The sequence below is a fragment of the Poseidonibacter lekithochrous genome (genome assembly GCF_013283835.1).
In the GTDB taxonomy this organism is placed as follows: Bacteria; Campylobacterota; Campylobacteria; order Campylobacterales; family Arcobacteraceae; genus Poseidonibacter; species Poseidonibacter lekithochrous.
In genome coordinates this window covers 2,586,367-2,598,930 of the sequence record NZ_CP054052.1, presented here as the reverse complement: position 1 = coordinate 2,598,930, position 12,564 = coordinate 2,586,367, and the positions used below count along the sequence as shown (strand labels likewise).

The following is a 12,564-nucleotide window of genomic DNA, read 5'->3' as shown; positions in this document are numbered from 1 at the left end:
GAATATTAATTTGTAAAGTAGTCTCTAATATACTCGTATCCAGAGTATAAAGTTAAAGCAACAGCTGCCCATAAAAGTTCAGTAGCAAAAGGCCAGTTCATAATTAAAAAACCAATTGCAATCATTTGTACAACAGTTTTAACTTTACCTGCCATTGTAGAAGCTACATTTTTGCCTTCGCTTACTGCAACAACACGTAATCCTGTTATAAAAAATTCTCTTGAAAGTATTAAAAATACAGCCCAAGCAGAAGCTCTATCTATTACCATAAGTCCTAAGAATCCAGCAAGTATTAGCATTTTATCTGCTAATGGGTCAAGAATTGCACCTAGTTTTGTCATTTGATCCCATGATCTTGCAATAAAACCATCAAAGAAATCAGTAACAGAAGCAATTACAAAAATTAATCCAGCAAAATAATCAAACCAAGAAGGGTGCCAAGTAGAGAAGATAGAATTATCTCTATCTATTAAAAACCATAGCATTAGCGGAGCTAATGCTATTCTAAAAAGTGCTAAAATATTTGGTAAATTTAAAGCATTTTTCATTATCTGAAAGTAGTCCCACCATCAACAATTAATGTTTGAGAAGTGATCCATGAAGCATCATTAGTACATAAGAAATAACATGATTGAGCTAAATCTTCTGGTTGTCCCATTCTTTTTAATGCAGATAAGTCAATTGTTTTTTGTTTAACTTCTTCATAGTTTGTAAATGCTTTTAATGCATCAGTATCAATTGGACCTCCTGAAACAGCATTTACTCTAATATTCATTTCACCTAATTCAGTTGCTGCATATCTTACCATTGCTTCAACTGCTGCTTTGTTTGTACCATGACCTGAATAATTAGGAATATATACTAAGTTACCAGTAGAAGATAAAGAAACAATAGCTCCCCCACCAACTTTTTGCATTCTTTTAGCAGCTTGTTGAGAACCACATACAAATGCATTTACCGTTGCAGTATAAATGTTATTTAAACCTCTTGGTTTTAATTTCATAAATTTACCATATCCACCAACAACAGCTCTTCCGTAAATCATTGCATTAGAAATAAAGAAATCAACTCTATCGAAGTCTTTGTCAATTTCTAAGAATAACTCTTTATATGTTTCTGGCTCTAAAATATTAAATGGGTAAGCTTTACACTTAACACCATATTTTTCTTCTACGTCTTTACAGATATCTTCAGCGAATTGTTGATTTGAATTATATGTAAAAGCTACGTTTACACCATTTTTTGCAAATTTATATACACACTCTTTACCGATACCTTTTGTACCACCAGAAATTACTAAAGTTTTACCTTGCATTTCATTACTCATTATTTTATTACCTCGTATAATTTTAAAGTTTCTTCTAATTTTTTCATTGTTGCTGCACTTGGAGCTGTCAATGGTAATCTGTATTCTAATGTATCTAATAATCCTGCTAAATACATTGCTGCTTTAATAGGTATTGGATTACTTTCACAGAATAATACTTTGTTTAAAGGATATAAATCCTCATTGATTTGTCTTGCTACATTAAATTTACCTTCTTCTACACTATGAACTAGTTCAGATTTTAGGTTTGGTAAAATGTTTGATGTTACAGAAATAATACCTTTTCCACCATTTACTAACATTGGGAAATCAATAGCATCATCACCAGAAACAACTACTAAGTCTTTTCTTCTTGATAAAAGTTCAACAGTTCTTTCTAAAGATCCTGTAGCTTCTTTAATTGCATAGATATTTGCTACATCGTCAAATAATCTAATAGTTGTATCTGCTTCTAAATCAACACCAGTTCTTCCTGGTACATTATAAAGCATAAATGGAATTTCTACTGAATTAGCAATTGCTTTATAGTGTTGATATAGACCTTCTTGAGTTGGTTTGTTATAGTATGGAGTAACTGATAATAATCCATGAGCTCCAACATCTTGGGCATGTTTAGCAATATCACAAGCTTCATGTGTTGCATTTGAACCAGCACCAGCAATAACTTTTACATTTGTTCCCTTACAAGCGGCAACAGCAACAGAGATACAATCTTTATGCTCTTGATGTGATAATGTAGCACTCTCTCCAGTAGTTCCAACAGGAACAACTGCATCCATACCTTGTTCAATTTGTCTTTTAATTAAAGACTCATATTTTTCTAAATCAACTTTACCATTTTTAAATGGTGTAATAAGTGCAGTCATTGCACCAGTAATAATTTCCATTTCTATCCTTTATTTACTACTAAATCTTCTAATTCTAATCTTTCACCAACATTTACTGTATGTTTTGAAAACGTCTCTAAAAAATCCCAGAAACTCTGTTTTGCTTCATCAGAAATATCAACTTTTCTAAGAACTTCTTCCATCGTACCCAGCCATTCTCTTCTTGCTTTTTCAGTAATAGAGAATTGCTCATGTGTTTTTAACATATCAAAATGTCCAACAGCTTCAGTGTAGTACTTTGGACCACCTGCTGCTTCGATGAAAAACTTAACATTATGAGCTTTGATCTTTTCAAGTTCCTCTTCTTCTTGAGGGAAGAAGTTTCCTATATCACTATCAATGATTAAATCATAAAAATCGCTAAATAGTTTAACTAATCTTTCTTCTCCCATTTCTTCTAAAAAAAGAGCTTTTGGATATTCAAAGTCTGGAGTTTCTCCAAAATTTGTTTTACTTATATGATAATCCACTACTTTTCTTCTTTTAAGATAACTGTAGTTGAATTATTTTTGTTTAAGTATTTGTTGGCAACTTTTACTAAATCTTTTTTAGTTAAAGTTTCAACTTTTGCTTCATATTGCGTTAATGGTTTTATATTATCTCTAACAAAATATGAACCATATAAAGATGCAACTGAAGTTGAACTCTCTAAAGAGAATATAAAATCAGCTTTAGTGTTGATTTTAATTTTTTCAATATCTTTTTTAGATATTTTCCCTTTTTTGATGTCTTCAATTATAGCTAAAATTTCTTTTTCAATTTCTTTAGCTTTTACACCTTCATTTGCAACTGCTGAAAATAAAAATAATCCAGGGTCTTTAAGTTCTAAATTGTAAGCATAAATTGAGTTAACTAATCTTTTTTCATCAACTAATACTTTATGTAAAACTGAACTTTTCCCAGAACTTAATAATTCACTAAGTGCTGATAGGGCTACTTGATCTTTATGCTCAAAGTTTGGTAAATGATAAGCAATTGTCAACATCTGTACAGCTGAGTCTCTAATAATCTCAACTCTTTTAGCTCCATCTTGTTTTGGTTCTACGGTATGTAGCTTAGATGGAATCTCTTTTGTGTTTTTAATCTCTTTAAAATATTTTTTTGCAGATTTAAAAACTTCATCTTTATCTATATCACCCGCAACTACAATAATTGCATTTTTTGGTTGATAATATGTACTATGGAAATCTCTAATATCATTAATAGTCCAGTTTTTAATATCACTCATGAATCCAATTGGAGTCCAGTGATATGGATGATATAAATAAGCATTGTTAAAAAGTCTGAATTGCATATAACCCATTGGGTTATTGTCTGTTCTCCATCTTCTCTCTTCTGCTACTACATCTCTCTCCGGTTGAAATTCTTCATCTTTTAATGTAAGGTTTTCCATTAGATCAGCAAATAGACCTAATGATTTCCCCATGTTTTTAGATGCAGATTTGATATAATAGTGTGTATAATCAAAAGATGTTGAAGCATTATTAATTCCTCCAAATCCTTTTACTATTTCATCAAATTCCCCAGCTTTAAGATTTTTAGTAGATTTGAAATTTAGGTGTTCTAACATGTGGGCAATACCACTTTTTCCCATTTTTTCATCTCTACTACCAACTTTATAAAAAATGTCTGTTGATACAACATTTGAATCATTATCCATTGGAATGGCTACAACTTGCAGGCCATTTTCTAAAGTCTTACTATAATATTTTGGTAAACTACTACTCATTAATTCCCCCATAAATATAATGAAAAATGAAAAGGTAAAAGCTAAGTTCTTGTAAGTTTTATTTGTCATTTTTCATTTTCCTTTTTAATCTTCTTTTAAATCTGCACCAATTGCTTCAGAGATGTGTGAATAACCATCTTTAGCAAGTAGTTCTAACATTTCTTCATTGATTTTTCTAACCATAGAAGGACCATCAAATACTAATCCTGAATATACTTGAACTAATGAAGCTCCAGCTTTTATTCTATCATAAGCTTGCTCTCCTGTTGATATACCACCAACTGAGATTAATTCTGTTTTTCCATATAATTCTTTAGCTAAAGCTTTGAATAAAGTATATGATTTTTCTGTTAAACAAGCACCACTTAATCCACCAAAATCTTGACATCCTGGAACTAAATCATAATCAATTGTTGTATTTGTTGCAATAATACCTGCTGCTCCAGCATTAACAGCAGAGTTACATAAATCAATAGCTACTTGTGGTTCCATATCAGGAGCAATTTTTAATAAAATTGGTTTCTGTGTTAAATCTTTTGCCATTGTGAATAATTCAGTAATAAATTCTTCATTTTGTAAATCTCTTAAATTTGGTGTATTTGGACTAGAAATATTAATTACTAAATAATCACTAGTATTTTCAAATTTTTTGATTAACATTTTGTAATCACTTAATGCATATTCTTCTGGTGTAGTTTTATTTTTACCAATATTTGCACCAACTGGAATTTCAAACGGATATACTTTTTTAAGATTTTTTAAAACAGCATGTCCTCCATCATTGTTGAATCCCATTGCATTTTGTACTGATTTATGTTCTGGATATCTGAACATTCTAGGTTTTGCATTTCCATCTTGAGGTCTTGGAGTCATTGTTCCAATCTCTGTAAATCCAAATCCCATTGCAGGCATTGATTTAATCATTGTTGCATTTTTATCAAATCCTGCAGCTAATCCAACAGGGTTCACAAACTTAACTCCAAATATCTCTTGAGTAAGTTTTGAATCATTTATAAAATTCTTTTTCTCCATAGGATTTTTTATTAGTTTACAACTACCTAATATCTTTAATCCAAACTCAGCCATGTGATGTGCTGTTTCTGGTTCAAACTTGAATAGAATTTTTTTAACTGTATTATAGCTTATCAAATGTGTACCTTTTTTAAAATTTAGATATTTTATCTAAAAATCGTTAAATATTAGTTTTAATAAAGTTTATTAGTTATTTTAAAGTAATAATTAGCAAATATTTTTATTAAATATTTGCTGAATTATGTAGTCGTTTATATTCAGGACAAGTGTCTAGAAGGTTCTTTTCTGAATCAATAGCAATGATTTCACCTTCTTTGAATACGGCAATTTTATTTGCATTTTTTATTGTGCTTAGTCTGTGTGCAATTACAAATGTAATTTTATTTTTTGAAACTTCATCAATTACTTCTGAAATAATTGATTCACTTTCATTATCTAATGCTGATGTTGCTTCATCAAGTATTAGTATTTGTGGGTTTTTGTATAAGGCTCTTGCAATGGCAATTCTTTGTCTTTGACCCCCACTTAAATTTGTTCCAAACTCATCAAGTTTTGTATAAATTCCATCTTCTAAGTCTTTGATAAAATCATAAGCATGAGCTTGTTTTAAAGCATCAATTACTCTTTGTTCATCTATATCAAAACCATAAGAAACATTTGCTGCAATTGAGTCATTAAAAATATAAACTCTTTGTGTTACAACTGAAATATTATTTCTTAATGAGTTTATATCGAGGTCTTTAATACTTGAATTATTAAAATTAATTTCACCTTTTGAAATATCATAAAATCTAATTAATAGATTAATAACAGAAGATTTTCCACCACCACTATCTCCCACTAAGGCAAATTTCTCACCTTTTTTAGCTATTAAGTTAATATTTTTAAGTGCTGTAAAATCATCATATTTTAATTCTACATCTTTAAATTCTATACTATCAATTTGCTCTGGGAAACTGTTCTTTCCTGAAATAATATCAGCTTTTTCTGCAAAGATTTGTTTAATTCTAATATCCGCGGCAATTGCATCTTGTAATTTATTAAATAGTCCAGATAATCTTTTAATTGGTGTGTATAATGAGAATAGGGCTGTTGTAAATGATAAGAATTGACCTGTAGTTAACTCTCCTTCAATTACTTGTGTTCCACCAACTATTATTACAACTGCAAAACCAACAGAACCTATAATTTCCATTATTGGAGATACTAAGGCATTTGTTTTTACCGTTTTAATTGTAATATCAAAAAAGTTTTGATTATGTACTTTAAAGTCTTTTTCTTCAATACTATTTGTATTATTTGCTTTAATTAATTCAATATTGTTAAATGTTTCACTTAATTGTGAGGTAATATCAGATACTGATTCTTGTGATTTAAATGATAACTTTTTCATTTTTCTTGCTAGTTTTGATAATGGCCAAATAGCAAGAGGAAGTACTACTAATCCATAAAAAGCCAATTCGGGACTTTGATAAATAGCTACTGCTACTAATCCTACAATTGTTAAAAACTCTCTTACAATATCTGCAACATAATTTGAAACAGCAGCTTGGATTCTATTAATATCATTGGTAATTCTTGAGATTAACTCACCACCATGTTTTCTATGGAAGAATGACATATCAAGTTTAAGTATATGATTTAAAAGTTTATCTCTAATTATTCTTACAATATCATGTCCAATATATGAAATGTAATATGTTTGAACATAAGCACCAATACTTTTTGCAGTATAAATACTTACAATAATAAATGGCATAATATAAAGCATCTCAGTATCTTTATTAATAAAGATATCATCAAGTAGAGGTTGAATAATGTATACAGTACCTGCTGTACCAGTTGCAACTAATATCATACCAATTACTGCGTAAAAAAACTTCAGTTTATAATTTTTAATATATGGTAGATAGTGTTTGTAAAATTCTTTCATTTAAATCCTAATATTTTAGCTATAAGGCGTAGATTATAGCTAAAACATGATTAAATAGTATTAATTATATATCATTGCATTTACTATTAGTATTACCATAACAGCTAACATATAGGAGTTTATTCCTACAAAAGTATGTAAATAGTTATGAGTTTTTCGAAGACTAAATATTAAATATAAAGTATATAAATTTATTATAATTAACAAAGAAGTGATGATTATAGATTCAGTTGAAAAAATTATTGTTAAGAACATTCCTGCAATTAATGTAAGTAACAACCAAATAAAAGTAATTCTCTCAAGTCCTTCAATCCCAAATCTTTTTACAACTGTGGGAAAAGAAGCTTTTTCATACTCTTTGTGATATTTTAATGTCAATAACCAAAAATGAGGGATTTGCCATATAAAATAAAATAAGCCTAATGCTATGAATCCTAAATCATTTAGATTACCTTGGGCACTAAGCCAACCAATAAGTGGTGGAATAACTCCTAATATTGCTCCAAAAACAGCTGCATAAATTGTGATTTTTTTAGCTTTTGTATATAAAAGGTTATACATTAAAACAACAAATGCAAATAAGAAGATCCCTAATAAATCTAAAGTAATATAAATAAATACAAAACCTAAAATAATTAAAGCACTTGAAATAAAAAAACCTTGTTGTGGTGAAATAGCCTTTGAAGCAATAGGTCTGTTTTTTGTTCTAGGCATTAGGGAGTCTTCTTTATACTCTTGTACTTGATTTAATGCACTAACTCCTAATGCAAGTAATAATACAGCTAAAAAAGGATTGATGATACTTATATCAATACTATTTTTGGATAATATAAAACCAAAGACTAAAGATAAACTAACTACAAAAGATAGTTTAAATTTTGTTAAGATTAAAAATTGTTTTAAAGTAATCATCTTAAATCCTTTATTTTATAGTTTTTAAATACTCAATAATTGCATCTACTTCTTCATCTTTTAACAAGCCTTTAAATGAAGGCATAATATTTGGATAGTTTTCAACTACCTCTACTTTTGGGTCTAAAATAGAATTTTTTAAATACTCTTCATTTGAAGTTAACTCTATTTTTTCGTCTCCTTTTGTTACTACTACTTTTCTATTGTATATATCTTTAAAAGTAGGTCCTACAATTTTACTGCCATCTAATGAATGACATCCAATACATCCATTATTTTGAATTAAACTTAGACCATCAATTGTTTTTTCTTTTTTTGCTTCTTCTTTTTCACCTTTGAAGTATTTTATGATTGTATTTAATTCTTCTTCATTTATAACATTTTTAAAACTTGGCATTAAGTGGGGTACATATCCTTCAACTACATCATCTTGTGGATTCAATATAGAGTTTCTTAAATAGTTTTCATCTCGTTTAATGACTTTTTTTACACCTTTGCTTGTAATACTTACTTCTTTGTTGTAAATATCTTTAAAACTTGGACCCACAAGTACCATATCTTCTAAACTATGACACCCAACACATCCATAATCATTAAATAAATCAATTGCTGTTTTTTTAGGCTCTTCTTTTTTAGGAAATAAAAAGTTTTTATAATCTTCTTTACTTACTACATTTACAAATGATCTCATATATGAATGTCTTGTTCCACAATACTCGGCACATTGAATATCATAACGACCCATTTTTTCGGCATTAAACCATAAATATGTTGTAGTTCCAGGAAGTACATCTTCTTTGATTCTAAAAGCAGGTACAAAAAAGCTATGTAAAACATCCTCTTCTGGTGCTGTCATAACTAGTTTTATTGCAGTATCTTTTGGAACTGTTAATTCATTTGTTTTTTTGCCATTTTCATATTCAAAAGTCCAAAACCATCTCTGCCCTGTTACTTTCACTACTTGTGCCATATCATCACTTGGCATTGTTCTTTGAACTCTTAGACTCTCTAGCCCAAAATAAAAAACTATCATCATTAAAATTGTAGGAATTACTGTCCAAGCAATTTCTATTGGAGTATAGTGTTTGATATTTTGTGCATCTTCTTTTTTTACTTTTGATGAACTATATTTATAAACAAAATATAACATCGAGCCAATAGTTACTACAAATAAAAGAAGAGTAATAACTGTAACAATAATAAAAGTATTGTCTATTTCATTTGCAAAACTTGAAACACCTTCTATACCTTCTAGCATAACATCCTCCTTTATTTAAATGCATCAAAAGATTCATTTCTAAATATTGCATCACTAGCAGTGATTATAAAGAATATCAATAATACAACTCCTGCCATAATTACAATACTTTTGAAAAGTTTTGATTCGTATTTTAAATGCATATAATAAGCAATAATTATTACTGTTTTAACTAGTGCTAAAAGCATTTGAACTATAACTGTATCTTGTAAACTAGGGGATAATATATATGGTTGCACAAATGTAAATACTGTTAGTATAAATAAAACAATAAATATTTTAAAGTACATTCGTAAATCCATTACATGTAAGTCAGTATTCATCTCATCCTCCTAAACCAATAATATAAAATAGTGGAAATAAAAAAACCCAAACTAGATGTACTAAATCCCAGTATAAAGAGATATTCTCAAGTATTACGTATTTTTTATTATTAACTATTTTTTTATTAATTAGAATTAACACCCATATCATCAAAGCAATTCCTGCAATAATATGTATTCCATGAAATCCTGTCATTGTAAAATATAAACCAAAAAATAGAATTTCTCCATTTGATTTACTATTTAGAATTTCAGAATCTGGGTATATTCCATGATTAATCTCTATTGACCATTCAATATATTTAATTACTAAAAACACAAATGCTAAGGCAATAGTAATATAAATACTTTTTTTACACTTATCTATATCTTTTTCTCTTAAGTGAATTAAAGCAATACCCATAAAATAAGTACTTAAAAGTAATATAAAGGTATTTAATCCTCCAAGGAGAATATTTAAATTACCTGATGCTGTTTGGAAATCATCAGGCATTTTATAAAAGAAAAATGCAAATACTAAAAACATTGCTCCAAAAAGCATTAGTTCTGTGAATAAAAACAGCCAAAAGCCTAGTTTTGAAGCTGTATAATCATCATTGAAGTCCACAATTTCATGTGGATTTCCATCTTTATCATAAATTATTTCAGGAGTATTAGTTTTCATTTTGAACTCCTTTTATCTTATTGTATAAGTTATGTTTTGGTTCACCTTTTTCATATTCATAAGGTTCAAAATCAACATAAGGAATATTTTTAAAGTTTTCAAGTGGAGGAGGGGAATCAATTTGCCACTCTAAAGTAGAAGCATTCCAAGGATTTGCTCCACATCTTTCACCTTTTTTAATTCCACTAATTAAAGTATAAAGCATAAATAAAATACCAGATACAGTTATAACTGCCCCAACACCTGCTATTTGGTGATAGATTGTAAATTCTGGTAAGTAATCAAAGTATCTTCGAGGCATTCCTAAAGCACCTGCAAAAAACATTGGGAACCATAAAGTATTAAAACCTATAAAGATTAAATAAAAGGCAATTTTTGCTTTTGCTTCATCATACATTTTTCCTATAAATTTTGGATACCAATAGTGCATAGCTGCAAATAGCATAAATACAACTCCACCAAAAATAGTGTAGTGGAAATGAGCAACTACAAAATAAGTATCATGTAAATGAATATTAACTCCAAGAGTTACTAAAGTAATACCTGTTAATCCACCAATGGCAAAGGTAATAATAGTTCCAACTACCCAAAGCATAGGAGTTTTAAATACTATTGAGGCTTTATACATGGTTGCGACCCAATCAAAGAATTTAATTCCCGTTGGTATGGATACAAAAAACGTTAGAAATGAGAATATAATTTTTGTCCATTCACTCATACCTGATGTAAATAAGTGATGTCCCCAAACTAAATATCCAATAATTGCAATAAGTGCTGAAGATATGGCAATTGATCTATATCCAAAGATTGTTCTTCTACAAAATGTTGGAAGTATCTCAGATACAACCCCAAAGGCTGGTAGAATCATTAGATAAACTGCTGGATGTGAATAGATCCAGAATAGATGTTGGTATAAAATTGGATCTCCACCTTTTGATGGATCAAATATTCCTATTCCTAAAGTCTTCTCTATTATTACAAGTATAAGAGTAATCCCAACAACAGGAGTTGCAAGTATTTGAATCCAAGCTGTTGAGTATAAACCCCATACAAATAGAGGCATTTTAAAGAAATTCATTCCTGGAGCTCTTAATCTATGAACTGTAACAACAAAATTAATACCTGTTAATATTGAAGATAGACCTAATATATATGCAGCCGTAAGAGCAAATATTACATTAGTTTCTGTTTTTACAGAATATGGAGCATAAAATGTCCATCCAGTATCTGCAAAGCCGGGTCCTATAAATAATGATACTAAAGCAACCATACATCCTATTAGATAAAACCACCAAGAAAGTAGGTTTAATCGAGGAAAGGATACATCTCTAGCACCAATTAATAAAGGTAATAAGAAATTACCAAATACAGCAGGTATTCCCGGAACTACAAATAAGAATATCATTATGGTTCCATGTAGAGTAAAGGCTTGGTTATATCTATCTGGTGTTAGTATTTGCTCCCCTGGGAAAAATAACTCTAATCTCATTGTAAGACCAATACTAATAGCTAAGACAAAAAAACACAGCATTACTATTATGTAAAGTATGGCAATTCTTTTATGGTCAATTGAAAAAATCCATTGTAAAAGCTTATTATGATGGTGACCAAAAACTGTATGTGTTTCATCATAAAAGCTAGTTGTTTTTTCACTCATCTTTTTTCCTTCCTGTTTTTATTAAGTATAAAAAGAAAAATAAAACTATTCCAAAAATAAATGAACCTAATACTTTTTCTGCTTGAAATACATAAGTTTTACTTTTTGCATCATAAGCAAAACAATATAAAAGTGTTTTTGCAATAGTTGGTCTGGCTTTCTCTTCTTGGGCTTCAAGTAAGGCTAGTTTTAAATCAAAAGGTAAATAATCAATACCATTTAAATATCTGATGATTTTTCCTTTTGGTGAGATTACTACAAGCATTGCAGGGTGTAGATAATCAATAACTCCATCTTTAACTCTTTTTTCATATTTAAAACCAACACTATTTGTAATTGAATCTATATTGTTTTGATTTGTTGAGGTTAAAAATGACCAAGTTTGAGGGGGAAAAGGTTGGGATAGAGTTTTTAAAATAGTTTGTTTCTTTTCTAAAGCTTTACTTATTGAATCTTTTGATTCTATACTTATAGTTATTATTTTATAATCTATAAAAGGTTTGAGTTGAACTTTGTCTATAATTGAAGCAACACTAAATAGCTGAGGTGAGCATAGTCCTGGACAATCAAAATAATTGAAGGAGACAATTGTGGGGGTATTTGATATTATCTCTTTGAGATTGACTTTTTGATTGTATTCATTTGTGAATTCTAAGTTAGTGGGAATATAAGTATTTTGACTTTCATATAGTCCTACTTTATTCTCTTTTGCTTGTATTGAAATTGTAATAAAAAATATAAGAATTAAGACTTTTAATAACATAGGAACCTCCTAATATTATCAGTTATTTATCTTTTAAACTATATCACTTAAAACAATAATATCACTAATCTTTAAGAAA

13 protein-coding genes are annotated in these 12,564 nt (G+C 29.0%); all 13 read right to left on the bottom strand.

Annotated elements, in window-relative coordinates; translation table 11 throughout:
- Positions 1–5: 5 nt before the first annotated feature.
- Positions 6–548, bottom strand: coding sequence for a CDP-diacylglycerol--glycerol-3-phosphate 3-phosphatidyltransferase (gene pgsA, locus ALEK_RS12305; RefSeq protein ID WP_071627780.1), 543 nt, complete (start codon positions 546–548; stop codon positions 6–8).
- Positions 548–1,327 (bottom strand): enoyl-ACP reductase, encoded by a 780-nt coding sequence (locus tag ALEK_RS12300; protein WP_071627779.1) that lies wholly within the window; start codon positions 1,325–1,327, stop codon positions 548–550. Before ALEK_RS12300 ends, pgsA begins: the two co-directional genes overlap by 1 nt.
- Positions 1,327–2,214, bottom strand: coding sequence for a 4-hydroxy-tetrahydrodipicolinate synthase (gene dapA / locus ALEK_RS12295; protein WP_071627778.1), 888 nt, complete (start codon positions 2,212–2,214; stop codon positions 1,327–1,329). Before dapA ends, ALEK_RS12300 begins: the two co-directional genes overlap by 1 nt.
- A 2-nt stretch (positions 2,215–2,216) precedes the next feature.
- Positions 2,217–2,684, bottom strand: a complete 468-nt coding sequence (locus tag ALEK_RS12290; protein ID WP_071627777.1) for a globin domain-containing protein — start codon at positions 2,682–2,684, stop codon at positions 2,217–2,219.
- Positions 2,684–4,012, bottom strand: coding sequence for a M16 family metallopeptidase (locus ALEK_RS12285; protein WP_071627776.1), 1,329 nt, complete (start codon positions 4,010–4,012; stop codon positions 2,684–2,686). The genes ALEK_RS12290 and ALEK_RS12285 overlap by 1 nt, the downstream gene beginning before the upstream one ends.
- Positions 4,013–4,027: 15 nt before the next feature.
- On the bottom strand, positions 4,028–5,092 hold the full coding sequence (locus tag ALEK_RS12280; protein ID WP_071627775.1) for a quinone-dependent dihydroorotate dehydrogenase: 1,065 nt from the start codon (positions 5,090–5,092) through the stop codon (positions 4,028–4,030).
- Positions 5,093–5,198: 106 nt separating this feature from the next.
- Positions 5,199–6,908: an ABC transporter ATP-binding protein gene (locus ALEK_RS12275; protein ID WP_071627774.1), complete on the bottom strand. Its 1,710-nt coding sequence runs from the start codon at positions 6,906–6,908 to the stop codon at positions 5,199–5,201.
- Positions 6,909–6,968: 60 nt separating this feature from the next.
- Positions 6,969–7,820: a protoheme IX farnesyltransferase gene (locus ALEK_RS12270; RefSeq protein ID WP_071627773.1), complete on the bottom strand. Its 852-nt coding sequence runs from the start codon at positions 7,818–7,820 to the stop codon at positions 6,969–6,971.
- A 10-nt stretch (positions 7,821–7,830) separates the two neighbouring features.
- A complete protein-coding gene (gene coxB, locus ALEK_RS12265) occupies positions 7,831–9,078 on the bottom strand; it encodes a cytochrome c oxidase subunit II (protein WP_071627772.1) in 1,248 nt (415 codons plus the stop codon).
- A gap of 11 nt (positions 9,079–9,089) precedes the next feature.
- Positions 9,090–9,401, bottom strand: coding sequence for a cytochrome C oxidase subunit IV family protein (locus tag ALEK_RS12260; RefSeq protein ID WP_071627771.1), 312 nt, complete (start codon positions 9,399–9,401; stop codon positions 9,090–9,092).
- A gap of 1 nt (position 9,402) precedes the next feature.
- Positions 9,403–10,065, bottom strand: coding sequence for a cytochrome c oxidase subunit 3 (locus ALEK_RS12255; protein WP_083574696.1), 663 nt, complete (start codon positions 10,063–10,065; stop codon positions 9,403–9,405).
- The gene (locus ALEK_RS12250; RefSeq protein WP_071627770.1) at positions 10,055–11,722 is read right to left on the bottom strand and encodes a cytochrome c oxidase subunit I; all 1,668 of its coding nucleotides are present in this window, start codon (positions 11,720–11,722) and stop codon (positions 10,055–10,057) included. The genes ALEK_RS12255 and ALEK_RS12250 overlap by 11 nt, the downstream gene beginning before the upstream one ends.
- Positions 11,715–12,485 carry an SCO family protein gene (locus ALEK_RS12245; protein ID WP_071627769.1) on the bottom strand — a complete coding sequence of 257 codons (771 nt, stop codon included), beginning with the start codon at positions 12,483–12,485 and terminating at the stop codon, positions 11,715–11,717. Before ALEK_RS12245 ends, ALEK_RS12250 begins: the two co-directional genes overlap by 8 nt.
- Positions 12,486–12,564: the final 79 nt, after the last annotated feature.